Source organism: Brachybacterium tyrofermentans (assembly GCF_039526165.1).
GTDB lineage: Bacteria > Actinomycetota > Actinomycetes > Actinomycetales > Dermabacteraceae > Brachybacterium > Brachybacterium tyrofermentans.
The window spans coordinates 188,514-213,080 of record NZ_BAAAIR010000034.1; the positions used below are offsets into that span (position 1 = coordinate 188,514).

Annotated in this window: 23 protein-coding genes; 5 read left to right on the forward strand and 18 right to left on the reverse strand. The window is 71.5% G+C overall.

Translation table 11 applies throughout. The annotated features are described in order from the left end of the window. Window positions 1–20: 20 nt before the first annotated feature. From ABD093_RS08470 to ABD093_RS08490, 5 genes are all read right to left on the reverse strand, one after another. Entirely contained in the window at window positions 21–947 is a 927-nt protein-coding gene (locus ABD093_RS08470; protein ID WP_343923723.1) for a bile acid:sodium symporter family protein, read from the reverse strand. 65 nt (window positions 948–1,012) lie between these two features. After that, window positions 1,013–1,657 carry a response regulator transcription factor gene (locus tag ABD093_RS08475; RefSeq protein WP_193116396.1) on the reverse strand — a complete coding sequence of 215 codons (645 nt, stop codon included), beginning with the start codon at window positions 1,655–1,657 and terminating at the stop codon, window positions 1,013–1,015. After that, window positions 1,654–2,874, reverse strand: coding sequence for a histidine kinase (locus ABD093_RS08480; RefSeq protein WP_193116397.1), 1,221 nt, complete (start codon window positions 2,872–2,874; stop codon window positions 1,654–1,656). The genes ABD093_RS08475 and ABD093_RS08480 overlap by 4 nt, the downstream gene beginning before the upstream one ends. Window positions 2,875–2,891: 17 nt before the next feature. Next, window positions 2,892–3,722, reverse strand: coding sequence for an ABC transporter permease (locus ABD093_RS08485; RefSeq protein ID WP_193116398.1), 831 nt, complete (start codon window positions 3,720–3,722; stop codon window positions 2,892–2,894). Window positions 3,723–3,778: 56 nt separating this feature from the next. Continuing rightward, a complete protein-coding gene (locus ABD093_RS08490; RefSeq protein WP_343923727.1) occupies window positions 3,779–4,765 on the reverse strand; it encodes an ABC transporter ATP-binding protein in 987 nt (328 codons plus the stop codon). A 113-nt stretch (window positions 4,766–4,878) separates the two neighbouring features. Here ABD093_RS08490 and ABD093_RS08495 point away from each other — a divergent pair, with 113 nt between their 5' ends. Beyond that, window positions 4,879–6,393, forward strand: a complete 1,515-nt coding sequence (locus ABD093_RS08495; RefSeq protein ID WP_343923729.1) for an amidohydrolase — start codon at window positions 4,879–4,881, stop codon at window positions 6,391–6,393. Window positions 6,394–6,406: 13 nt separating this feature from the next. On the opposite strand, the gene ABD093_RS08500 is transcribed toward ABD093_RS08495, so the two are convergent. The 7 genes from ABD093_RS08500 to ABD093_RS08530 form a co-directional block, all read right to left on the reverse strand. Next, complete coding sequence (locus ABD093_RS08500) at window positions 6,407–6,823, reverse strand: type II toxin-antitoxin system VapC family toxin (RefSeq protein ID WP_343923731.1); 417 nt, start codon at window positions 6,821–6,823, stop codon at window positions 6,407–6,409. Further along, window positions 6,820–7,053: a FitA-like ribbon-helix-helix domain-containing protein gene (locus ABD093_RS08505; protein ID WP_343923733.1), complete on the reverse strand. Its 234-nt coding sequence runs from the start codon at window positions 7,051–7,053 to the stop codon at window positions 6,820–6,822. Before ABD093_RS08505 ends, ABD093_RS08500 begins: the two co-directional genes overlap by 4 nt. Window positions 7,054–7,101: 48 nt before the next feature. Then, on the reverse strand, window positions 7,102–9,366 hold the full coding sequence (locus ABD093_RS08510) for a heavy metal translocating P-type ATPase (protein WP_343923735.1): 2,265 nt from the start codon (window positions 9,364–9,366) through the stop codon (window positions 7,102–7,104). A 125-nt stretch (window positions 9,367–9,491) separates the two neighbouring features. Beyond that, window positions 9,492–9,869 (reverse strand): DoxX family protein, encoded by a 378-nt coding sequence (locus ABD093_RS08515; RefSeq protein WP_343923737.1) that lies wholly within the window; start codon window positions 9,867–9,869, stop codon window positions 9,492–9,494. Next, window positions 9,866–10,597: a VOC family protein gene (locus tag ABD093_RS08520; protein ID WP_343923739.1), complete on the reverse strand. Its 732-nt coding sequence runs from the start codon at window positions 10,595–10,597 to the stop codon at window positions 9,866–9,868. Before ABD093_RS08520 ends, ABD093_RS08515 begins: the two co-directional genes overlap by 4 nt. A 39-nt stretch (window positions 10,598–10,636) precedes the next feature. Then, complete coding sequence (locus tag ABD093_RS08525) at window positions 10,637–11,449, reverse strand: GNAT family N-acetyltransferase (RefSeq protein ID WP_343923741.1); 813 nt, start codon at window positions 11,447–11,449, stop codon at window positions 10,637–10,639. After that, window positions 11,446–13,482 (reverse strand): GxGYxYP domain-containing protein, encoded by a 2,037-nt coding sequence (locus ABD093_RS08530; RefSeq protein ID WP_343923743.1) that lies wholly within the window; start codon window positions 13,480–13,482, stop codon window positions 11,446–11,448. Before ABD093_RS08530 ends, ABD093_RS08525 begins: the two co-directional genes overlap by 4 nt. Window positions 13,483–13,773: 291 nt before the next feature. On the opposite strand from ABD093_RS08530, the gene ABD093_RS08535 reads away from it, so the two are divergent. Together ABD093_RS08535 and ABD093_RS08540 are read left to right on the forward strand one after the other, a co-directional pair. After that, window positions 13,774–14,673 (forward strand): serine protein kinase RIO, encoded by a 900-nt coding sequence (locus ABD093_RS08535; RefSeq protein ID WP_193116406.1) that lies wholly within the window; start codon window positions 13,774–13,776, stop codon window positions 14,671–14,673. Further along, on the forward strand, window positions 14,670–15,506 hold the full coding sequence (locus ABD093_RS08540) for a nucleotidyltransferase family protein (RefSeq protein WP_193116407.1): 837 nt from the start codon (window positions 14,670–14,672) through the stop codon (window positions 15,504–15,506). The genes ABD093_RS08535 and ABD093_RS08540 overlap by 4 nt, the downstream gene beginning before the upstream one ends. A 27-nt stretch (window positions 15,507–15,533) precedes the next feature. Here the strand turns inward: ABD093_RS08540 and ABD093_RS08545 are convergent, their stop codons facing one another. From ABD093_RS08545 to ABD093_RS08560, 4 genes are all read right to left on the reverse strand, one after another. Next, on the reverse strand, window positions 15,534–16,007 hold the full coding sequence (locus ABD093_RS08545; protein WP_343923747.1) for a DnaJ family domain-containing protein: 474 nt from the start codon (window positions 16,005–16,007) through the stop codon (window positions 15,534–15,536). After that, a complete protein-coding gene (locus ABD093_RS08550; protein WP_343923749.1) occupies window positions 16,004–16,486 on the reverse strand; it encodes an SRPBCC family protein in 483 nt (160 codons plus the stop codon). The genes ABD093_RS08545 and ABD093_RS08550 overlap by 4 nt, the downstream gene beginning before the upstream one ends. Before the next feature lie 2 nt (window positions 16,487–16,488). After that, entirely contained in the window at window positions 16,489–17,646 is a 1,158-nt protein-coding gene (locus ABD093_RS08555) for a YncE family protein (protein WP_343923751.1), read from the reverse strand. Window positions 17,647–17,800: 154 nt separating this feature from the next. Then, window positions 17,801–18,841 (reverse strand): GNAT family N-acetyltransferase, encoded by a 1,041-nt coding sequence (locus ABD093_RS08560; RefSeq protein WP_343923753.1) that lies wholly within the window; start codon window positions 18,839–18,841, stop codon window positions 17,801–17,803. 97 nt (window positions 18,842–18,938) lie between these two features. On the opposite strand from ABD093_RS08560, the gene ABD093_RS08565 reads away from it, so the two are divergent. Further along, a complete protein-coding gene (locus ABD093_RS08565) occupies window positions 18,939–20,114 on the forward strand; it encodes a MerR family transcriptional regulator (RefSeq protein WP_343923755.1) in 1,176 nt (391 codons plus the stop codon). A 33-nt stretch (window positions 20,115–20,147) separates the two neighbouring features. Here the strand turns inward: ABD093_RS08565 and ABD093_RS08570 are convergent, their stop codons facing one another. Both ABD093_RS08570 and ABD093_RS08575 read right to left on the reverse strand, forming a co-directional pair. After that, complete coding sequence (locus ABD093_RS08570) at window positions 20,148–20,651, reverse strand: DUF1648 domain-containing protein (protein ID WP_343923757.1); 504 nt, start codon at window positions 20,649–20,651, stop codon at window positions 20,148–20,150. A gap of 16 nt (window positions 20,652–20,667) precedes the next feature. Next, on the reverse strand, window positions 20,668–21,852 hold the full coding sequence (locus tag ABD093_RS08575; protein ID WP_343923759.1) for an ATP-binding protein: 1,185 nt from the start codon (window positions 21,850–21,852) through the stop codon (window positions 20,668–20,670). An 891-nt stretch (window positions 21,853–22,743) separates the two neighbouring features. Between ABD093_RS08575 and ABD093_RS08580 the strand changes: the two genes are divergently transcribed. Beyond that, window positions 22,744–24,510: a DUF222 domain-containing protein gene (locus tag ABD093_RS08580; RefSeq protein WP_343923761.1), complete on the forward strand. Its 1,767-nt coding sequence runs from the start codon at window positions 22,744–22,746 to the stop codon at window positions 24,508–24,510. Window positions 24,511–24,567 lie beyond the last annotated feature (57 nt).

A 24,567-nucleotide genomic window follows, 5' to 3' on the forward strand; every position in this document is an offset into this window, starting at 1 on the left:
AGGCGCGGCTGGCGCGCGGGTCAGTCGGTCTTGGGGCCGACGACGCCCAGCAGCACCCAGAGCGAGCCCTTCTCCCCGGCGCGGCGACGGCGCAGAACGCCGGTCGCGAGGGCGTACGGCACGAGCATTACGAAGCCGACGGCGCTGAGCAGCAGGATCGCCACCACGATCGAGCCGTCGCCGCTGCCCGTGCGAGCCACCAGCAGGGCGGCCGCGATGTTGCGCTGGCTGGTGAGGATCGCGGGGCCGTCGACCACGGTGAGGGTGTCGCCGGCGAGGTCCCCGGAGAGGCGACCGGCCACGAAGGCGAGGGCCACCAGCCCCACCGCCACGAGCATCACCGGCGAGAGGAGCAGCTGCAGCACGATCCCGGAGTTCGAGCCGAAACCGGAGAGGAACATGAGCACCGCGGAGATCGCCGCGACGGCGCCGGCGATGCGCGCGAACCGGTCGGCGCGACCGGGGAACACCCAGGCGATGACGATCCCCGCGATCATCGGGGACAGCATCGTGCCCAGCAGCAGGCGGGCCACGGCCCAGCCGTCGACCTGGACGTCCTGCAGCACGAAGGGCACCACGATCGGCATGAACACGATCGAGCCCAGCAGCAGCACCGCCATCGGGCCGGCCGTCTCGCCGTAGGGGATGCGGGCCATCGCGCCGAGCTGCAGCACGAACGGGGCCCCGGCCGCGCACAGGGCGATGATGAATCCGGCGCCGATCTGGTGCGGGAGCATCCCGTTGAGGATCCAGATGATCAGGGTGCCCACGGCCGGGACCACCACGAAGTTCGCCCCGAGCACGGCGAGCACGGTGCGGCGGTCCCGCAGCTGGTCGCGGAAGGCGCGCAACGGAGTGCGCAGGCCCATGGAGAGCATGGACGCGATCGCGAAGGCCGGGACGCTGACATGGATCAGCAGGCCCAGCAAGGATTCGATCGTCTGCACCCCCGCAGGCTACGTGCTGTGCCGAGGCCGGGTCACGGGGGTTTGCCCCCGATGTCCGTCTGGTCTCAGATCCAGCCGTTGTCCGCGGCCGCCCTCACCGCATCGACGCGATTGGTGACGCCGATCTTGCCGATCGCGGAGGAGATGTGGTTGCGCACGGTGCCCTCGGTCAGGAACAGGGTGGCGGCGATCTGCGCGGTGGTGCCGCCGGAGGCCGCGCTCTGCAGCACCTCGGTCTCCTTCGCGGTGAGCGGGCTGGCGCCGACGGACAGCGACTGCGCGGCGAGCTCGGGGTCCACCACCCGAAGCCCCTGGTCCACCCGACGGATCGCGTCGACCAGCCGCTCGACCGGGGTGTCCTTGACCATGAAGCCGTGGGCCCCGGCCTCCATCGTGCGGCGCAGGTAGCCGGCGCGCCCGAAGGTGGTCAGCACGATGATCCGCGGCCGGGCCCCGGGCTCACCTGCCGCCTGCAGAGCCTCGGCGACCTCGATGCCGTCGGCCGGCCCGGGCGCCCCGTCGGCCCGGGTCCCGGCCGGCATCTGCACGTCCAGCAGCAGCAGGTCCGGGGTGTGCTCGGCGACCGCGGCGAGGGTGCTCGCCCCGTCGGCCGCCTCCCCCACCACCTCGAGATCGGATTCCAGGCGCAGCAGGGCCACCAGTCCCGAGCGCAGGATCGACTGGTCATCGGCCACCACCAGGCGGATCATCGCCGCTCCCCCGTCGCCACGTTCTGCGCGGCATCTGATCGCTCTCCGGGTCGCCCCTCGTGCGGGTCGTCCATCCGCACGTGCAGCGTCGTCCCGCCGCCCTCGGAGCTCACCTCGAGGTGCCCGCCGGCCACGGCCACCCGCGCCTGCAGCCCGCGCAGACCCGAGCAGGGGGCGTCCTCGGGGATGCCCACGCCGTCGTCGGTGACCCGCACGGAGCTCTCGTCCACGGCGATCGTGGCGTGCTCGGCCCGGGAGTGGCGCACGATGTTGGTGACGCCCTCGCGGATCACGTAGCCGAACAGCTCGGCGCGGTCGTCCGGCAGCTGCGGCAGGGCGGTGGGCACCTGGGCCCGGATGCCGACGGTCGCGAGCACGGTGCGAGCCGACGCGATCTCGGTGGCCGCGCGCACGTGCTGCATGCCGCTGGCGGTGGCGCGCACGTCCGACAGCGCCTGGCGCACGGTGCTCTCGATGTGCACGAGCTGCTCACGGGCCGCGTCGGGATCGGAGTCCAGGAGCCGGCGCGCCAGCTGCGCGGAGATGGTCAGGGACGTCAGGGAATGCCCGAGCAGGTCGTGGAGGTCGCGCCCGATGCGTTCGCGCTCCGCGGCCACGGCGAGCACGGCGTTGCGCTCCTGGGCCGCCTCGAGCTGCTCCTGGAGGATCTGCTGACGGATGCCGTAGCCGATGCCCCAGGACATCAGCGCGCCCATCACGGCGAGCCCGGCGGCGAGGTAGGTCTGTGTGGCGACGGCGAGCACGATCACCGCGAGGCTCATCACCACCATGCTCGGCACGGCCCATCGCCAGGGCAGCAGAAGCACATGGGTCATCGCCTGGAACATCACCATGAACAGCACGTTCACGCCGATCAGCGGGATGAGGGCGAGCAGGATCAGAGAGCACATCGCGAACCAGCCCAGGCGCACGCGGAGCGGGTACATCCCGATGCCGCAGCAGTAGACGAACGCGACCCCGTACACCAGCAGCATGGCCGTCACCAGCATCGCCGAGGGCCCCGGTGATCCGATCCAGGCGAGGACGATCGGGATGGCGACGAACAGGACCGGCGCGAGCGAGTAGGGCAGTCCCCCGGATTCGACGGCGGCACGGTGGATCGCTCGCGGCGTCAGCGGGCGCCCGGCGGCCTCCTGCTCGCCGCCTCGTGCCCGGATCCCGAAGGTCGCGGCGGTGTCGGTTCCCATGGAGCTCATTGTGTCAGCGTCTCGTGTCACCGGCGGCTGAGACCGACGGCGCGGGACATGCTCACAGCGCACAGCAGTCCGAGCGCCACGGTCCAGACCCCGATCACCAGCAGGCCCGTCACAGGGAACTGACTGCCGTACAGGGCCCACTCGCCCAGGCCCGAGATCCAGTAGGTGGGGAGCGCGTGGCCGACGGACTGCATCCAGTCCGGGAACATCTCCAGCGGCATCCACAGCCCGCCGAAGATCGCCATCGCCATCATGGTGACCACGCCGCCGGCCATCGCGGCGCCGCCCTTGAGCACCATGCCGAGCACGAGGCCGACGAGGATGGTGGGCAGCAGCCCGAGCCACAGCACCGCGAGGGTCAGGAGGAACGCCCCCATGCTCGCCTCGACGCCGGTGAGCAGGCCGACGATCCCCACGGCGAGCAGCGCCGGGATGATCACGGCGCTCGCGGCCATCACGGACCCGGCCAGGAACGAGCGCGGCGACAGGCCCGCCACGATCAGCTGGCGCAGGAACCCGTTGCGCTGATCCTCCTGGATCTGGGTGCCGGCGGTGACCGCGGCGCCGAGCCCGCCGTAGGCGGCCATGTTCACCATGATCAGTCCGCCGGCCTCCCCGCCCGCCTCCTTGCCGAACATCATCGAGAACAGCAAGTACATGCCCACCGGCATGAGGATCGTGAACACCATGAACATGACGTTGGTGACCGTCATGCGGGTGGTGTGCAGGGCGTAGTGCAGGGTGCGTCGGGCGGCCGACGGGGCGGCGTCCGCCCGAGCGGCAGGTGCCGCGGCCACGGCGGCTCCCGTGCCGGAGCTGAGGACGGTGGAATCGGCGGGTGCGGTCATGGTGTGCCTCCGGAGCGAGGTGGTGGGTACGGGAGTAGCGGGATCTGCGGCGTGGCTCATCGGTCTGCTCCGTCCGGGACGGTGGTGTCTGTCTGATCGGAGTGGTCGGTGATGCGCAGGAAGGCCTCCTCGAGTCCGGGCGCGGAGACCAGCACCTCGTGGACCTCGCCCGCGAGGCCCCCGGTGAACAGGGCGGCGAGCGCGGCATCGGAGTCCGAGCAGAGGGCGCGCACGCGCTCGGGGTCGGTCTCGTCGGCCCCGGCGCTCTCCACCCCGGGCAGCGCCGCGACAGCGGCGGCGTCGGCCCCGCGCAGGGTGATGACGCGCCCGCCCACGACGGCGCTGATCTCGGGCACGGTGCCGTCGGCGACCACGCGCCCTCGGTCCATGACGATCACGCGGCGCGCTTCGCGCTCGGCCTCGTCGAGGTGGTGGGTGGCGAAGACGATGGTGCGGCCGGTGGCGGCGACCTCGCGCATCTGGTCCCAGAAGGCGCGGCGGGCGCCGATGTCCATGCCCACCGTCGGCTCGTCCAGCAGCAGCACCTGCGGGTCGCCGAGCAGGGCGATCGCGAAGCGCACCCGCTGGGCCTGCCCGCCGGAGAGGGCGCCGATGCGCCGGGTGAGGAGATCGGTGATGTCGGCCTGCTCCGCGACCGTCTCGAGCGGCATGGGGTGGGCCTGGAGGGCGTGCAGCATGCGCAGCATCGAGCGCACGCTCTGGTCCGGGAGCAGCGCCCCGCTCTGGAGCATGGTGCCGATCAGCCCGGTGCGGGTGGCGGTGACCGGGTCGGTGCCCAGGATGCGCACCTGTCCGGCATCCGCGGTGGCCAGGCCCACCATCATCTCCATGGCGGTGGATTTGCCGGCGCCGTTGGGGCCCAGCAGGGCCACGATCTCGCCGGCGCCGATCTCGAGGTCGAGACCGTCCAGGGCGCAGATCCGCCCATAGGTCTTCCTCACCCCGCGCAGGCTGATCGCGGCGTGACGAGCGGGGGTCGGAGTGCCGGATGCGGTGGTGCCGGTGGCGGTCGTGGTGCTCATGGCGTTCAGCCTTCCGCGCCGAGCCTCCGTGCCCCACCCCCACCGGTCATCTCGGACCCATGACAGCAGTCATGGGACGGTAAGGCGGCGCCAGTCCGGGCTACGCTGGATCGGTGCTGATCAGACAGGTGCGGCCCCTCGATGCCGCGAGCGGCGGGACCTCCTCCCACCCGGTGGACCTGCGGGTCCATGACGGCGTGATCGCCGAGATCGCCCCGCGCCTCTCCCCCGCCGCCGGCGAGGAGTCCCTCGAGGGCGGCGGCGCGATCGCGATCCCCGGGCTCTGGGATCAGCACGTGCACACCGGACAGCTCGCCCAGGCCCATGCCCGCCTCGACACCGGCGGCGCGGGCAGCGTGGGCGTGATCCTCGAGCTGGTGCGCGCCGAGCTCGCCCACCGTCGCGAGGGGCGCACCGATCCGCGCCAGGCGCTGATCGGCTTCGGGCATCGCCTGGTGGATTTCGCGGTGCAGCCCACGGTTCCCGCCCTCGATGAGGCGACCGGCACGGTGCCGACCGTGCTGATCGGCGGCGACGCCCATCACGCCTGGCTGAACTCTGCCGCCCTGGCGCTGCTGGGCCTGCCCCCGCGCGACGGGATCCTCGCCGAGGAGGACTGGTTCGCGATCGCGCCGCGTCTGCCCGAGCTGCCCGGGGTGGCCCACTCCGTCGCGACCGGCGCGGCGATGATGCAGCGCCAGGCCCTGGAGCGCGGCGTGGTGGGCCTGGTCGACATGGAATGGGGTCGACCCTGGGAGGTCTGGCAGGAGCGTCCGGCACGGATGCGGGTGCGCACCGCCGTCTACCCCGCGGAGCTCGCGAACGCCCCGGGGCCGACGGGCACCGTGCTCGACGGGACGGGTCTGGTGACGATGGGCCCTCTGAAGGTCATCGTGGACGGCGCGCTCGGCTCCCACTCCGCCTATACCCGCGACATGTACTCCGACGGGCACGGCTATGCGGGCCGCGGCGTGCTGAGCGTGGGCCCGCAGCTGCTGCGTGACGCGCTGTCCAGGGCACGGGCCCAGGGCCTCACCGCGGCCGTCCATGCGATCGGGGACGCCGCCGCGCAGGTCGCCCTCGAGGCGATCGCCGAGGTGGGGATCGCCGCGCGCATCGAGCACGCGCAGATGCTCACGGATGACGACGTCGACGACATGGCCGCGCTCGGCGTGACCGCCTCCGTGCAGCCCGCCCACCTGCTGGATGACCGGGATGCCACCGAGAGCGTGTGGCCCGGCCACGGCGCGCAGGCGTTCCGGCTGCGGGATCTGCTCACCGCCGGGGTGCCGCTCGCGCTCGGCTCCGATGCCCCCGTCGCCCCGCTGGACCCGTGGCTGGCCATGGCGGCTGCGGTGCACCGCAGCGCCGACGACCGCCCCGGCTGGCACCCCGAGCAGCAGCTCCAGCCCCGCGAGGCCCTCGCCGCCTCGACCGACGGGATCACGTCCCTGCAGGTCGGCGGACCCGCAGACCTCGTGCTGCTCGGGAGCGACCCCTTCGCCGACGTGCCGCTCGGAGCCGACGGCCTCATGGTCGACGCGGCCGCCCGCGAGGCCGCGCACCGTCTGCGGGAGACGGTCGTGCTCGAGACCCTCGTCGCCGGGCATCCCCCGAGCGGGCGCTGACGAGCTCGCGTCGTCAGCGGGTGCCTCCACCGTCCTGAGGGATCGTGGTGAGCGACGGGAACGCCCTGGCGAGGCGGCGATCGAGGGTCAGCACTCTCACCTCGTGCGCCGGGACGGACAGGGTCTCGGCGAGCGCGAGGTAGATGGCGTCGTACGCCGAGGCGTTGTCCCGCTTCCCCCAGGCCACCCGGAGCAGAGGTCGATCGGAGTACCAGGCGATCCCCAGGTCCTCCAGGTCGATCAAGGCTTCCTGGGCTCTGGTCACGTCCAAGCCCCTGCCCCGGGTCCACGCACGCAGGATGCTGAGCATCTCCACTCCCAGCAGTTCCGGCGCCGCAATGTCCTGGCCCTCGAGGGTCGCGGCGATCGCAGGGGCCGATGGCTGGTCCAGCAGGAGTTCCGCAGCGACCGAGGCATCGAGGACGATCACTCCCCGGACCGCTCGGCCCGAGCGCGCGCGAGCTCGTCGATCGCAGGGGTCAGCTCCGGTGTCGACCGGGCCGCGATCCGCGCCAGCACCTCCGAGCGCGAGGGCACTGCCGCCAGCCGGTCGAGCTCGGCGCGGAGGTACTCGCTCAGCGAGACCCCGCGGGAAGCGGCCCGCCGCTTGAGGACCTCGGTCGTCTCGGGTCGGACGTCACGGACCTGAAGTGTGCTCATGGAGCGACCATAGCCGTGCATGCATGGCGCATGCAATGGTGTCGCGCCTCAGGACTTCCCGGCGACGCTCCGGAAGCTCCGCAGCCGCAGGCTGTTGCCCACGACGAACACGCTGGAGAACGCCATCGCGGCGCCGGCGAGCATGGGGTTGAGCATGCCCAGGGCGGCGATCGGGATCGCGGCGACGTTGTAGGCGAAGGCCCAGAAGAGGTTCACCTTGATCGTGGACAGCGTGCGGCGGGAGAGCCGGATCGCGTCGACCGCGCTGCGGAGGTCGCCGCGCACGAGCGTGATGTCCGAGGCCTCGATCGCGACGTCGGTGCCGGTGCCCATCGCGAGGCCGAGATCGGCCTGGGCGAGGGCCGGGGCGTCGTTGACGCCGTCGCCGACCATCGCGACGACGCGCCCTTCCGCCTGGAGCCGCGTGACCACGTCGACCTTCTGCGCAGGCAGCACCTCGGCGATGACCTCGTCGATGCCGACCTCCGCAGCGATCTGCCGCGCCACCGTCTCGTTGTCCCCGGTCAGGAGCACCGGGGTGAGCCCCAGCTCCACCATCTGCGCAACGGCTTCCGCGCTGGTGGGCCTGACCGCATCGGCCACGACCAGGATCCCGCGGGCGGCGCCGTCCCAGCCGACCGTCACGACCGTGCGCCCCTGCCCCTCGGCCTCCGCCTTCGCGGCGGCGACCTCCGGGGAGAGCACCATCTGGGCGTCGGCCAGCAGGGTCTCGCGGCCCACGAGGACGGAGCGGCCCTCGACGGTCCCGTGCACACCCTGACCGGGGACGTTCTCGAAGGTCGACGGCGCAGGGAGCACCCCGGTCTCCTGCGTGGCGCCCGTGGCGATGGCCTGCGCGATCGGGTGCTCCGAGGAGTCCTCGACCGCCCCGGCCATCCGCAGCACCTCGGCGCGGTCCGTGCCGGGATCCGCCACGACGTCCACCAGGGTCATCTTCCCGGTGGTCACGGTGCCGGTCTTGTCGAGCACGACGGTGTCGACGGTGCGCGTGGACTCCAGGACCTCGGGGCCCTTGATGAGCACGCCCATCTGCGCGCCGCGGCCGGTGCCCACGAGCAGGGCGGTCGGGGTCGCAAGACCCAGGGCGCAGGGGCAGGCGATGACGAGCACGGCGACGGCGGCCGTGAACCCGGCGGTGACGGGGAAGCCCAGCAGGAGCCAGACGGTGAGGGTGACCACGGCGATGACCAGCACGATCGGCACGAAGATGCCGGAGATCCGATCGGCCAGGCGCTGCACCTCGGCCTTGCCGGTCTGTGCCTCCTCGACGAGCTTCGCCATCTGGGCGAGCTGGGTGTCGCCGCCGACGCGGGTGGCCCGGACCAGCAGGCGGCCTCCGGCGTTGACGGTCGCGCCGGTGACGGCGTCGCCCTCGGCGACCTCTGCGGGCACGGACTCGCCGGTGAGCATGGAGACGTCCACCGCGGAGGTTCCGGAGGTGATGACGCCGTCGGTCGCGATCTTCTCGCCGGGCCGGACGATGAACTCGTCGCCCACCACGAGGTCACGGGCGGGGATCGTCCGCTCCTGGCCGCCGCGGAGCACGGAGACCTCCTTGGCGCCCATCTCGAGCAGGGCACGCAGGGCGGCTCCCGCCTGCCGCTTGGACCGCTTCTCGACGTAGCGGCCGGCGAGGAGGAACATCGTGACGCCGGCGCCCACCTCGAGGTAGATGGTGGCCGCGCCGTCCGACGGTGAGATCGTCAGCTCGAACGGATGGGTCATGCCGGGCATCCCGGCCGTGCCGAGGAACAGGGCGTACAGCGACCACAGGAACGCGGCGGAGGTGCCCATCGAGATGAGCGTGTCCATCGTGGCCGCGCCCTGCTTGAGGTTCGCCCAAGCCGCCTTGTGGAACGGCCAGGCTCCCCAGATGATCACCGGGGCGGCGAGTGCGAGGGACAGCCACTGCCAGTACGTGAACTGCAGCGCCGGGATCATCGCCATCGCGATGACGGGCACGCTCAGCACGATCGAGCCGATCAGGCGCTGGCGCAGGGCGATCAGCTCGAGATCCGGCGCCGGCTCCTCGGCGCCATCGCTCTGCGCGCCGCGGGCCGACGGGGGCGTCGGGAGCGCGGCGGTATAACCGGACTTCTCGACCTCGGCGACGAGCAGCTGCGGGTCATACCCCTCCGGGGCGGTGACCTTGGCCTTCTCGGTGGCGTAGTTGACGCTCGCCGAGACGCCGTCGAGCTTGTTGAGCTTGCGCTCGATCCGGTTCGCGCAGGAAGCACAGGTCATCCCGCCGATCTCCAGCTCGATACCCGACTCCGCGACGTGCATGCTCATCGCCACCCCCTTTTATTCGATACCCCCTAGGGGTATGTAACTGTTGCTCGAAGCATACCCCCTCCCCGTATGAATCGCCACCCCGACGGCGCGAGAACGAGAGCAGGTACGCCATACAGCCCCGGTCAGCCCCGATCCACCGCCGTCACCACGTGCCTGGCCTGGGCGATGAGCACGCCCTGCAGCGGCAGGCGCCCCAGGGCGATGGCCCGCTTCCGCGGCCGGGCACCGCGCCAGTCGTACGCCATCTGGAGGTTCGCGGGGAACACCGCCACGAACAGGGCCGCTGCCGCGATCCCGCCCAGGCGACGGGTGCTCGGCACGGCGAGCAGCCCGGCCACGCCGAGCTCCGCCGCCCCGGAGGCGTAGGTGTAGACCCGGGCCCGTCCGGGCAGCGCCCTCGGCACGATGCCGTCGAAGGTCTCCGGTCGCGCGAGGTGCAGAATTCCCGCCCCGCCGAGCAGCACGGCCAGGAAGCCTGCTGTCCTCCGCCCGCCGCTCATGCCGCCGCCCCGGGAACCGGCAGCACGCAGAACTCGTTGCCGGAGGGATCCTGGAACACCCGCCAGGGCAGGTCGCCCCAGTTGTGGCGGAGCTCCCACCCGCCCCGCTCGGCGATCTGCGCGGCGATCTCGTCGGCGTCGTCCCCCGGCTCGAGACGCACGTCCAGGTGGATCGGGTTCTTGGCCCCGGGCACCTTGGGCGCGGGCTCCGGATACAGCGACAGCAGCGGACCGCTCAGCGACGGGTGCCGCAGGGCCCGCGGTGCCTGGCCGTCCACATCGACCCAGCCGGTCAGCCACGCCCAGAAGTCAGCGTCGCGCTCCGGATCGGAGGAGTCCAGCGGCAGCGCGGCGATCGGCCCGGTGCCGACGAACTCCTCCCGATCCTCCATCACGCAGAACGCCCCGCCTTCAGGATCGGCGAGCACGATCCACGGCACCTCGCCCTGCCCGATGTCGAGGTCGCCCGCCCCGAGCTCCCGCAGCCGCGCCGCGACCTCCTGCTGCTGCTCACCACCCCGCAGATCCAGGTGCAGGCGCTGCGGCGACGTGGGCGGCTCCGGCACCCGCACGAAGCACAGGTCGAGATATGCCGTGCCGTCGAGGTCGAGGCGGGTCTCGACGATGTCGGGCTCCGCGGTCAGCGTGGTGGTGCCCAGCGCCGCCTCCCAGAAGCGGCCGAGGCGAACGGGGTCGGTGGCATCGATGCCGAGGTTCTCCAGGAACATCGAACCAGTCTCCCGGCCGGCGGCATCCGGCGTCCAGCCCTACTGTCCCGACGAGCCCTCCCGCCGCACCCACGGCGTGGTCGTGGAGACGGCCACCAGCCCCGAGCGCTCGAGGATGGGGCGGGAGAACCGCGTCGAGTCGCTGTGCAGGTACCGGTAGCCCGCCTCGAGCGCGGACCTGGCGCGGGCGGCGGTGAGCGCACGGTAGATCCCGCGGTGCCGGAACTCGGGCAGCGTCGCCCCGCCCCAGATCCCCACGAACTCCGTGCCCGGTACGGGGATCAGGCGACCAGCGCTCACCGGCCGGCCGTCGACCTCGGCGACCCACTGCTGCGACCCGTCGTCCCGGGCGAGCAGCGCGACCAGGGAGTCGGCGCGGGAGCCGTCGACCTCGTTCCCGAAGGCGCGGTCGGTCATCGCGCTCACGGCGCGCACGTCGGCCTCCTCGACCGCTCGCCGCACGTGCACCCCCTCGGGCATCCGCCCGTCGCCGACGAGCCCCTCGAGCGGGCCGATCATGATCGACTCCGTCTCCTCGGCCACGAAGCCGTGCTCGGCCAGCGCATCCTCGAGTCCCGGTGCATCGTCGTGTCCGCGACTCTTCCACTCGATCTCCCGCACGGACCCGTCCTCGACGAAGTGCGCAACCGCCGCCTCCACCAGCCGACGCACCTCCTCGCCCCCGGCACCCCCGAGGTCGCGATAGGTCACGAACCCCCGACCTCCCGTGAGCCGTACGAGCCACAGCGGCCCATGCCGCGTCACGTCGAGCGCGCCGTCGACGTCCGCCTCCTCGCGCAACTGCTCGTCATAGGCGGCGAGCAGCTGCGCGGCGCGGGGGTCTGCGCTCACGCGGTCTGCGCGAACAGGTCGAAGAACTCGTCGGCGAGGAGCACCTCGACGTCCTCGGGGAGGCCCTGCACGAGGGCGACCACATCGCTCGGCGTCCAGTTCCAGGCGTTGATGAGGCCGGCCAGGAACAGCGGACCGTCGCCGTCGTGCTCCTGGATCCGCGCGAGCAGCTCGGAGCGGAACTCCTCGACCCCGCCGGGCGGATAGAAGGTGCCGATCAACGGCACCGCCGCGCCGGGATCGGAGATCTCCCCGGACTCGTCGGTCTGGATGATGCCGCGCAGCTCGACGTCCTCGGCGTAGGACTCCAGCACCCAGTCCGGCAGGACCGGCGGGGCGCCGCCGGGCACGGGCGTGGAGTAGGCGTAGACCACGTCGAGCCCGGTGCGCTTCTGGTACTGCCCGGAGAGCTGCGTGAACACCGCGAGCTCGTCCTCCGGCCAGGAGTCCCCGTACGTGTAGCCGGCGCCCGAGGGCCCGCACACCAGCAGGTCGTTCTCCGTGGCAGAGGTCTGGAAGTGGTGCAGCAGCGCCGGACCGATGTCCTCCAGCAGCGGGGAGACGGTCCAGTTCATCGGCACGGCGCCGCGACCGGGGTCGTCCCACAGCTCGCGCATGTGCCGCTGGCAGTACTGGATGTTGTCGCCCTCGCCGATGGTGAGGGTCAGGTAGGTGCGGTTCTCCGGTGCGGCCGTCGACCGCGCCGAGGGGGTGGCGCGGGTGCTCGCCCGGATCGCCGAGAGCACGCTCGCGTTGGCGTAGTAGTCCGCCGCCACGACGATCACCCCGGCCCGGCTGCACAGCTCGACGCCGGACCACTCCCCCGAGACGTCGTTCGAGAACCAGCCCGCGTAGACGGTGCCGGGATCGACCTGCTCCAGGAGATCCTCGAACTGGCTCCCGCTCGCACCCGAGGGCGGCAGCCAGCTGACCAGCGCCCCGGTCGCGACCGAGAAGTCCCGGAAGGAGGCGAACGGCTCGACGCGGGTGGGCGCCTGGTCGGTCGCGGAGATGACGAACTGGTTCTCCACCTCGATCGCGGCGCTCACGGCCGACGTCCCCGAAGGGACCTCGACGCGGTAGATGAACGACCCGCCGCCGTCGGCGAAGCGCAGGCCTTCTTTGGTCGAGGAGCCGCTGCCGTCGAACAGGAACGGGGTCTCCTCGTCCGTGCCGGGCACGAACGACGCGATCACCGCGCCGTCCGCGGTCACCTCGACGGCGTGCACGGCGGGGCCCCAGCCATCCTGGGGAAAGGCGTCGCTCAGGCGCAGGAAGATCGCGTCGGCCCCGAGCGAGCCCGAGAGGTCGACGGTGTACGGGTCGAGGTTCGAGGAGTCGGTGACCCGGTCCTCCTCGCGCAGCAGCTCGGTCCACGTGATCCCCTCGACGGTGACCGTGTGCGTGGGCGGCAGGCCCACCAGCACCTCGCGGGTGCACTCCGGCCAGAGGGTCGACATCGCCCAGTCGTGCACCGCGGCGGGATCGTCCTCGAAGCGGCCGGTGAGGTCCTCGAGCACGCTCAGGCCGTGCGCCTGCACCTGCTCGGCGTTCGCGACGATCCCTCCGCGCAGGCCGGCGATCGTGGTGGCGAGGTTGATCGTGTGCGGGGAGTCGATGTCGTAGACGACGGCCCCGGCGACGCGGTCGCGGTAGGTCTCGAGCAGGGAGAACGGGTCCTCGACCCGGGTCGCCCGCACGGGCAGGTCGGGGATCCAGGTCTCGTCGACGGGGTCGAGGATCAGGTAGATCTCGGGACGGTCGCGGTTCACGAGCCCCTGCAGGGAGATCAGCAGCAGGCGGTCGAAGCCGTCGAGCTCCCGGACGTCCGCGACCACGATCTTCCCGGTCGCGCTGACCATCGGGAACACATGCCCGCGCTTCCAGTGCACGGCTCGGGCATCCGGGGGCCCGCCGGCGAGGGCCGGAGCACCCATGCCGGCTCCGAGCGCCGCGGCGCCCACGGATCCCGCGAGCACCGCGCGGCGGGTGACGGGGTGGGAGGGCTGGGCATGATGCAGGTCGGACGTCATCGTCGACTCCTGATCGGGTGAGAGGGATCTTGAGGCTAACCGCCCTCAGTGCACCGTGGGAAGCATTTCGCTGAACCGGTTAATGACGGGGACGGCGGACCGCTCGTGATCGATCCCCGGTAATTCAGTGGACCCCGGCATCGCGCGCCTCTACGGTGGATCCATCGCCGCCCCGGACGGGACGGCCCCGAGGGAAGGAGGACCAGATGGTTGTCACCGCGCTGACCCCTGCAGTCCTCCGTTCCACCCCGACCTGCTGAGCATCTCGCAGGTCCTCCCTCAGGAGACCCCATGACCCCGTCCTTCGATCTGGACGCCTTCTTCGCCCGTTCCCTGCTCACCGCCACCGTCGCCGAGCTCGACGACGACCAGCGCTGGTCCACCTGGCCCGAGACCGCGCACACCATGGACCGCGGCCCGCAGCCCTTCCCCGCCTGGATCGTCCAGCACGACGGGGCGATCGACTCCGAGCTCGGCATCCTCAAGACCGGCAAGGAGGCCGATGCCTTCCTGCTCGAGCGCGCCCTGCCCGAGGAGCTGCTCACCGGCTCTCCGGGCGAGGCCACCCTAATGGTCGCCAAGCGCTATCGCGCCCCGGAGCACTCCTCGTTCCACCGCTCCCATGAGTACTCCGAGGGCCGCCGCGGGAAGGACACCCGCGAAGCCCGCGCCATGGCCAAGGGCACCGCCTTCGGGAAGCAGGTCGCGGCCGCCCAGTGGGCCCGCACCGAGTTCGACGTGCTCAACCGTCTGTGGGAGGCGGGCCTGCCGGTCCCCTACCCGATCCAGATCGTCGGCACCGAGGTGTGCATGGAGTTCATCGGCACGGACGACGAGCGCGGGGCGGTCGCCGCGCCGCGCCTGCAGGAGACCAGCCCCGACGCGGCCACAACCACGCGCTGGGCGGCGCGGCTGCGCGACGTGGTCATCGACCTCGCCGGGCTCGGGCTGGTCCACGGCGACCTCTCGCCGTACAACATCCTCATCGACTCCCGCGCCGAGGTGCCGGATCCGGTGATCATCGACGTCCCCCAGGTCATCGACCTGATCGCGAATCCCAAGGGACCCGAGTTCCTGCGCCGCGACTGCACGAACGTGTGCACCTGGCTGCTCGCGCACGGGGCGTCACCGACGGCCGCGGACCCGGAGGAGTGGTTCGCGGAGTCCATGCGCCGCTGGGAGACCCCATGATCACCGGTGCCCGCCTGCAGGAGGTCGCCGAGCGAGTGGCCGCCGTGCAGGGGATCCGCGCTGTCACCCTCGGAGGCAGTCGCGCCCGGGGGACCCATCACGCCGATTCCGACGTGGACCTCGGCCTCTACTACGAGGCGTCCGAGCTCGATCTCCCCGCCCTGCGCGAAGCGGCGACCTCGATCGTCGGCTCCCCGGTCGACGTCGCGGGGCCGGGCGGCTGGGGCCCCTGGGTCGACGGCGGCGCCTGGCTCACGATCGACGGCACCCCCGTGGACCTGATCCTGCGGGACGTGGACCGGGTGCGCGAACAGTGCCGTCGTGCCCGGCGCGGCGAGTTCGCCGTCCACCACCAGACCGGGCATCCCCTCGGATACGTCGACATCGCCTATGCGGGCGAGGTCGCCACCTGCCGACCTCTGGTCGATCCCCGAGGCGTCCTCGAGGAGCTCCGCCACGGCCTGGACCCGTATCCCGCTCCCCTGCGCGATGCCCTGGTCGAGCAGCTCCGGACGGCGGAATTCCTCGTCGGCGGTGCCGCGAAGGTGACGGGCCGCGGCGATGTCGCCTACCTCCAGCTGTGCTGCGCGACGTCCCTGATGTGGTGCGCGCACGCCTGGCACGCCGATGCCGGCGCGTGGGTGACGACCGAGAAGGGCCTCGTGCCCGCGGTCGACCGCCTCCCCCTCGAGACCCAGGATTTCGCGAGTCGAGCGACAGCCGCGCTGTCCACGATCGGTCAGGACCTCTCGGAGCCCGCGCTCACCGCGGCGGTGCGCACCGTGCGTGCGCTGATCACCACGGCGCAGGAGTCGCTGGCCGACGGGCGCTGAGCCCTCCGACCCCTCCGAGCTCCCGGCTCATCCCCGTCGGCCGAAGAGCCACCAGCGCCGACGGGGCCGTCGGCCCTCGACCGCGGTCTCGGCCCGCGCCGGTTCGCGGTCGGCCGTCGCGGCGCGCAGCTCCCGCCAGCGCTCCACGGCGTCATCGGGATCCATCTCGGGAGCCATCACACGGGCCAGCGGGTTCGCACGACGATCATCGTGCACCCGCTGGGTGAACTCGGTCGCGAACTCGCGCACGGACTGCTCGTTGGGCAGCTCGACGAGGGTGTCGTCGCGGCGCTCGTACTCGCGGCGCAGCAGCATCACCACGGGCAGCAGCGCGTCGCGGTCCACGTCGTCCTCGGCGAGGCGCTGCCGGATCCACCAGTCGGGATCCGGGGAGGCCGGCAGGTCCAGCGGCTTGCCGGTGCCGGGCAGGTCGTCGAAGTCGCCGCGGGCGATGGCCTGCTCGAGCTCGCTCTGGACCCGGGCGTCGTCCCGCGAGCTCATGGCCCGTCCGCACCCTCGGCGAGCAGAGCGAGCCGGTCGAGCGAGGCTCGCAGATTCTCGGCGGTGTAGCCGGCGGCCTTGGCCAGACGCTTCTCGTCGGTCAGCTGCGACCAGTCGTAGGTGTGGGTGACCAGGGTGCGCCGGGCATCGAGCTCCTCGAGCTCCCAGCCCCAGCGGTGCCCGGGCGGCTCCTGGCCCTCCGGCGCCGGCATCCAGGCGATCTCGCGACCCTCTGCGAAAGCGACGACATGGTTCTCGCGCACTCCCCCGTTGCGGTTGGTCATCACGAACACGTCGCCCAGCGCCGTGACCCGCTGCCCGGTGGCGGCCTCGGCGAGGTTGTCGTTCCCGTCCCAGCGCGGCTGCTCCGCCGGATCGGCGATCAGGGCGAAGATCGCTCCGGCGGAGGCGGCGATCTCCCGGGACGCACGGACGACGCGATCTGCCGGGGTGGTCCCTGCTCCGGTGCTCTCACTCATGGTCACATCATCTCCTCGGCGCGGGTGGTGTCGTCGAAGACGTCGATCGACCCCGCGTAGTTCGCGACCCAGATGCGGCGCTGAGTCGGTTCGTAGGTGACTCCGATCGGGTTCTGCCCGACCTCCACCGTCTGGATCTCCTCCATCGTCTCCGTGTCGAACTTGGAGACGGTGTTCGCGTAATAGTTCACCACGTACAGGGCGAGGCCGTCCGGCGAGATCGTCATCGAGCGCGGCTCGCGGCCGGTCTCCGTCTCCCGGAGCACCTCGCCCGTCGCCGGGTCGAGCTCGAGCAGCCGGTCGGAACCGGACTCGGTGAGGTACATGCGGCTCGCATCCGGCGAGAGCACCAGGTGGCGGGGCTTGCGACCGGTCTCCAGCACCAGCTCGCTCTCGCCGGTCACCAGGTCGAGCTTGTACAGCTCGTCGGCGTACATCGCGGTCACGTAGGCGGTGCGGTTGTCCGGCAGCACCACGCTGCCGCGCGGGGCGGAGTCCACCGGGATCTGGCTGGTCTCGACGCCCTCGTCCAGGTCCACGACGGAGACGCTCGAGTCGCACCAGTTCGAGACCAGGGCGATGCTGCCGTCGGGCGAGAGGGAGATGAACTTCGGGACCCGGCCGACCTCGATGACCTGGTCCCACTGTCCGCTGGCGAGGTTCAGGCGGTACACGGCGGAGTTCCCGATCGCGTCGCCGTTCGTGCAGTCGTCGGTGGCCTTCGCGCCCGCTCCGGGGCCCTTGAGCCGGTACTGGGACACGTACGCATAGGCGCCGTCGGGCGAGAACACCGCCTCCACCGGGGCGCCCTGCGTGGCGCCGGCCCGATCCTCGAACCCGAACTCGGACAGGTCCACCTCGTCGGAGACGGTCGCGGTCAGCTCGAGGGTCTCCGCGTCGTACAGCGTCGAGCTGTGGCTGTACATCATGTTGTTCGCGATGACGGTGCCGCCCGGACCGGCGACCACGGACTTCGGCGTGATGTCCCCCGTGATCCGGGTGCGGTCGTCCATGCGGGTGGAGTTGGACGGGTCCCCCGGCGGCAGCAGCGACGTTCGGTGCGCGGCCGCGTCCCGCTCCTGGGCGGGAGCCGAGGCGTTGGCGAGCAGGCCCGTGAGCATCCCGCCGGACATGATGACGGCCATGATCGCGATCATCATGGTGAACTGGTCATGCGGCCGCCCTGGCCGCAACGATCTCCTACGATGCCGTGCCTGCACGCTGGTCCCCCTCGGTCGGTGGCCACGAACCTAGGCCGAGGAGAGCCCGTCGGCGCGGAGCCGACGAGACCTGGGCGTGTCGCCGGGGCCGGCCTCAGTGCTGCGGGCGGCCCTGCAGCGCGATCTCGCGATACGCGATCCGGTACCCGAGCGCCTCGTTGATCGCGATCATCCACGGGTTCACGTGCGAGTTCCAGGTGGCGATCGACCGCACGTGCGGCGCCTGCTCCGTGAGCAGACGGTGCGTGGCGACCTTCAGCGCGAGACCGAGACGGTGACCTCGATGATCGGGCATGACCAGCGTGTTCTCCTGCCAGGCGATCGTCGTCCCCTCCTCCTGCTGGAGGTGCACCTCGCAGTTGCCCACGAAGCTGCCGTCGGGCGCGACGGCGACCGCGATGATCGCGCGGGTGCCCGCGTCCTGCAGCCGCTGGACCATCGTGCGGATCCGCTCGGGCGTGTACTCGGGCGCCTCGTGCTCGACCTCCTCGTCGGGTTCGTCCAGCTCGAGCTGGCGCATGAGCAGCCCATAGGCCGTCAGATGCTCCTCGGGGATGCCGCCGTCCCACAGCTCGAGGCGGTAGTCGCCGATCTTCTCGTCGACCTGGGCCTGCAGCTGATCCAGCAGCGAGGTCTCGAGCGGGAGCGGGAGGATGCGGCACACGGCGACGTTCCTGCGGGAGATCCCGAGGCGCGCGGCGAGACGGTTCGTCGGCACCGACGGGTCATCGGGGTCGCCGTCGGCCGGGATCGCGCCGTAGCACTCCACCAGGGCGCGCCCGGACTCCCGGATCGCCGGGATCAGCGCCTCCTCGACGAGCGCGGTGGCGATGCCCTGCCCCCGGAACGCCGGGTGCACGGAGGCTCCCACCGAGATCGTGTCGAGGTTCTCCTGCTGCGGGAGGTACACCGAGGCGATCCCGGCGAGGACCTCCCCGCCCTCCACCGGCTCGGCGACCGCCACCCAGCGCTGGGTGCGGTAGTAGGGGGTGTCGGTGAGCAGCACCCGACGCTGGGCGAGCGTGAACACCTCGCTGCCGCCGTGCGCCGCCTCGTCCAGCGCGACGTCGAGGGCGCCGTACTGGGTGAGCTCGAGATCGGAGGTGGGGTCCAGAGGACGGATCGAGAAGTGCATGATCGCAGTGCATCACAGAGAATCGGTGCGGGTCGATGGAATATCCGGACACTCCCGACCAGGCACGCTTGACTCTGCCCCGGGGGCAATCCCGAGCGTGGTCCGTGCCGGGAACGCCCCGGTGCCCGAGGACCTCGGGCGAGGCACGACCGAGGAACGCATGGCGAAGGTGGACCGGGATGCACAGCTGCTGAGCATCGGCGGGCTGGCGGCGGCCAGCGGGCTCAGCCCGAAGGCGCTGCGCCTGTACGCCGAGTCAGGACTGCTCCCGCCGCGACGCATCGATCCCTTCACCGGGTACCGCTCCTACGGGGCCGACCAGGTTCGGCGGGCGCAGCTGATCGCGTCCCTGCGAGGGCTCGGGATGGGGCTCGCCCGCATCCAGGTGCTCTGCGATCTCGAGGCTGCGGCCGCCGTCTCCGAACTGCGTTCCTGGTGGCGGCAGGAGGAGGCCGACGCCTTCTCCCGCGGCGCCGCCGTCGACGACCTCGTCCGTGACCTCGGGGAACGTCCCCAGGAGGACACCACCATGACCGCATCCACCGCTGACCACCCCACCGCGTCCCTGCAGGTCGCCACCGCCGCCGAGCGCGGTCCCGTGCGCACCGCCCAGCAGGACGCCGTGGCCACCCGCGAGCTCCCCGGTGGCGCCGTGCTGCTCGCCCTGGCCGACGGCTTCGGCACCGACGACGACCTCTCGGCACGGGTCCTCTCCGCCTTCGTCGACGCTGTCGGGGGTGGCGGGGCCGCCGGGCAGGACCCGTCGGCCGATCCGCTCGCCGCGCTGGAAGCCGCCTGGTCCGCCGCCGAGGCGCTGGTGCCGGCCGACGGGCCCGACGGCGCCACCCTGACGGCGGCGCTCCTCCATGCCGGCCGTCTGCATGTCGCGCACATCGGCGACACGCGCGTGACGCTCGTGCGCGGCACCCGGATCGAGGCGGTCACCCAGGACCACACCCGCCTGCGCTCCCTCGTCGCGGCGGGCCGCATCGCCCCGGAGGAGGTCGCCGCGCATCCGGATCGCGCCGTGCTCAACCGTGCGCTGGCCGCCGGCGCCCCGACCGCTCCGGACCTCCTGATCCGTCGGCTCGAACCGGGCGACCTCGTGCTGCTCTCCTCGGACGGGCTGCACGCGGTGGTCGACCCGTCGGCCCTCGCCGATGCCCTCACGGCGCCGGCCGCCGACGTCGACCAGCTGGCCGACGACCTGGTGGCCCTGGCCCTCGAGGCCGGCGGACCGGACAACGTCGCGGTCGCGCTCGCCCGGATCTGACGGGGTCAGGCAAACGGGCGAGGTGCGTGGCCCTCAGGCGGCTACGCCCTCGTCCGTCCGCGCCGCTCGCACCAGTCGCACGATCCCGAGGACCATGCAGGCCACCAGCAGGACCAGACCGAGAGCCAGGAGGGCCGACCCCGCGCCGTCCGACACGGACCGGCCGAGACCGAGGTACACGACCTGCATGCTGACCAGCGCCAGCACCAGCATTCGCTCGCCCTCGCGGTAGATCGCCTGCGCGTTCGTCTTGGTGATCACCGTCGGATAGTTCAGCATCGACGGGCGCAGGGACAGAACGGCGAGGAACAGGGTCAGGGCCACCATGAGCGCGGCGAGCACCAGGGCCGTGACCTTGCTGCCGTAGTCGTCGGCCGCACCCCCGGGGCCGAAGTGCGTCGCGATCGTCTGCGGCATCGTCCGGTACGCGAGCACGAGCCAGATGGTGATCGTCAGCGCCCCGAGCAGTCCGATCGCGCGCAGGATCCGTACGGGGAGGCTGGTCCGGTACGTCCGGGCAGGTCTCGAGTTCGTCATTCCCCCACGGTAACCATCAGCGGGTGCCGCGGGGGCGCCGCGAGCGATGGGACCGCGTCAGCCCCTTCCCCGGCTCCGTCGCGGCCCCCTCCGCCTGCTCATGGATCAGCGCTGCCCCGAGGTAGGGCAGGGCGAACTCCACGAGGCCGCGGCCGGCGGCGCGGATCAGCTCGTCGTCGATCAGCCGTTCGCGATAGGTGGACTGGTTGCGCGGGTCGATGCCCATGCGCTCGGCGATGTCCCCGACCTTCGAGGGCCCGTCGTCCGCGAGCATCGCGTGGAGGTACTCGCGCTTGCGGGCGCTGAGGCCGCGCAGGGCCGGGCCGTGCACGTTCTTGATCATCGCCGCCACCACGCCGTCGCGCCCGCCGTGCACGTCCTCGATCTCGATCGTGTCGGCGTCGCCGCTGTTCTGCCAGGCCTTGGAGCCGATGAGCTGGATCAGGTACGGGTAGCCCTGCGAGATCTCCCCGGCGAGCACCGCCGCCTCGGGCGTGATGGTCTTCGCGGTGTCGGCGATGGTCATACGGATCGCCTCGGCCGCGGTGCCCACGTCGACGCTGCCCACCTCGATGCGGTGCGCCCGGCGCAGGAAGGTGGTGCGCTCGTGGTCGAGCAGGGCATCGACCCCGGGCCGCACACCCGCGGCGAGGAACGCGACGGCGTGCCCGGACCCGATGAGGTCCTGCACGTGCTGGGTGATCGCATGCAGCTGGTCGCGGTCCACGGACTGCAGCTCGTCGAGGGTGATGAGCAGACCGCCGCCGTCCTCCTCGGTGAGCGCCGCGAGCCGGTCGAGCACCGTGGTGAGCGGTTCTCCTTCGCCCTCGTAGCGCTGATGGATCTCCCGGGACGCGCCTGCTCCCGAGATCCGGGCAGAGGTGAGCCGAGAGGTCTCCGCCTCGGGGTCCAGCTCGCGCAGCCGGGCGATCGCCGTGCCCCGCAGCTCGTCCACCAGCGAGCTCGAGGAGGTGTGCACGCGCAGGTCCGTCCACCCCGCGTCGAGGGCGAGCTCCTTGAACTCGGTCAGCAGCACCGTCTTCCCGGAACCACGCGCCCCGGAGATCAGGATCGCCCGTGCTTCGGGGACGTTGCCGGCCAGCGCCGCCGTGAAGTCCTCGATGGCTTCGGCGCGGCCCGCGAGGATGAACGGCGTCAGGCCGAAGCCCGGGGTGAAGGGGTTACCGGTCCGGTGGTCCATGGGGTCCCGTCTGGAGTGGGTGGGGGTGTGCGGAGGGAGCGGGCGTGCGGAGGGAGCGGGCGTGCGGAGGGAGCGGGCGTGGAACAGTGCCGCGCCCCGACGACTCTCTCGTGTGGGTGACTGTATGTAAAGGGGCCGACGGATCTGCAGGGCGGGCCAGCGGATCTGCAGGGCGGGTCGACGGGCCCAGCCGACGAAACCCGGTCGACGAGACCCGGCCCGGCGGCCGCCACCGCGACCGCGACGCCGACGCCGACACCCCGAGGTTCAGCAGCCCAAATGCGCCATCAGAAGTCCACCACTTCCACCGACAACAATGCGACCGATATATGCACTCCCGAACGCCCCCTCTCCCATTCTTTCCTCCACAGTGGCAGGTTATCCACAAAACGCAGGTCGCACCCTTCACTGACCGAACCCCCTCCCCTGCAGAGCACTCGCGCCTCGGCCCGCCAGCGCGACCTCGAAAATCTGGACACCTTCCACACAGTGACCACTGACCTGCGTTGACGTACGAGACCTCGACCATCTGACCACCTCTCCGACCGCCATGCGCGCAGCCCTCTCCCCTCGGCGTCACTCTCGCCGAGCGTCACCCTTCCTCCACAGTGGGTGGTTATCCACAAATTCATACACAGTGCTGGTTGGGTCTATCGCAAAGGTGTTCGATCGCGTAAAATGAAGTGAAGTCGTCGGCAGTGGGGCCGGTGTTTTCCAGGGGTGGAAGGAGGGGTTGTCGTGGGTGAGGAGTTCGAGCGGGATTCGCTGTCCGATGGTGGGCAGGATGGGCCTGCGAGCAACGTTCCGGGCGACCGCTCCGGCAGTCACTCCGACGGTCCTTCTGGTGCCGCCTCCGATCCGCCTTCCGGTCCCGCCTCTGATTCCAGCGTCGTGCCTGCGGTGCCGGTGTGGCCGGTGCGGGCTCGGCGGGTGCTGACTGCGCAGCGGGTGATCGAGGCGTGTGAGGCGGAGCCCGAGAGCGAGCAGGCGGTGCGGGCACTGGCGATCCACGACAACATGCGTGAGCGTACGAAGCTGTATGCCCGGGAGCAGGAGCTGCTGACGGCGTTTCTGACGCGGGATCCGGAGTCTGATGGGTGCATCGATTCAGCGGATATCTCCGCGTTGAAGGTCGCCACCGGTCTGCGGGCGTCCCTGCATCGGGCGGAGTGCCTGATCCGGGACGCTCACCGCTCCGTCACCCTCATGCCCGGCACCTTCGAGGTCCTGCGTTCGGGTGATCTGCCCGAGGACTTCCATCGTCTGCTGCTGCGCAAAGTACGGGCACTGCCCGATGACCAGGTCCGTGTTGTGGATGAGCATGTGGCGGGGTGGGATCTGGCGTCGATCTCTCGGGATCAATTCGCCCGCCACCTCGGCTCGTTGATCACTATGGTCACTGCGGGCACGATCCCCGTGACCCCGGAATCAGAACGGCGCGTGGACCTGGAGATCATCGACCCGGCGCGGGGGATTGCGACGTTGTCGGTGACGGGGCCGACGTTGGAGATCAAAGCCCTCGCCCACCGCCTCGATGTCGCGGCGCAGGCGATCCAGAAAGCCCAGCGCCACGCCCTGAACGATCAGGACAGCGACGCCCCGATCCCCTTCGATGTTGATGAGGTGCTGCGTCAACGTGGCCGGGCGATGTCTCTGGCGGCGCTGCGGTATGCGGTGCTGACGCAGTCGATGCTCGACACGAATCCGGTGCCCGAACCCGTCTCCCCCTACAAGCTGCTGGTCACGGTGCCGGCGATGACTCTGCTGGGTGAGAGTGACGCACCCGGGGTGATCGACGGCCTGATCCCGGTCCCCGCGGAGCAGGCCCGTGCGCTGGCTGCGGGGCAGGCCACCTGGCAGCGGATCCTCACCGATCCCACCACCGGTGCGTATCTCCCCGTCACCGCCGACACGTATACGCCGACTGCGCAGATGCGTCTCCAGCTCCGCCTGCGCCACCCCGTGTGTGCGGCCCCCGGCTGCACGCGGGCGACGGTGCTCGCCTCGGAGGATGACCACATCGAGGAGTACGACCACGACGATCCTGCCGCTGGCGGCCCCACGTCCCTGGCGAACCTCCACCGGCTCTGCTGGCTGCACCACACGATCAAGACCGCGGGCCTCATCGACCCCGAACGCGACACTGAGCCCGACCCCGGTGCGGACATCAGTCCTGATCCTGCCCCGGACAGGCTCCGGAATGTTCCCGAGGATCCGCCTCGGTTCCCGCCTGCCACGTTGCCTCCCCGCCCGGTTCCGCGCCGGCCGGTCGTCGAGCCCACCCAGACTCGGTGGACGATCGATGGTGAGCTCCGCACCGCGACCTATGAGGAACACGACCTGCTGACCCCTGTCCTCGCCGCCGCACTGGATCGCGCCTGGGACACGCACCTGCGTGCCCACGCCGACGCGGTCCGGATCGCCGAGATCGAAGCCGCACGCCCCGCCCGCGACCGGATCATCGAACAACGCCGCATCGAACGCCAGCGCATGACCGAAAAACGCGGATCACGCGGCCAGTACGACGGACAGGGCGACGGCGCGGGCGACGACGACGGCCTCCAGGAGTTCCTCAAGAACAACCCCCTGCCACCCCTGAAGCCACCGCCGCCCCCACCCCGCCCCTCACCCGACGAACCCGACGACAGCCCCACCTGACTCGGCCATGAGGCGGATGCCCGAGGTGACGACGCAGCGACGGCGGAGCGTCCCGCC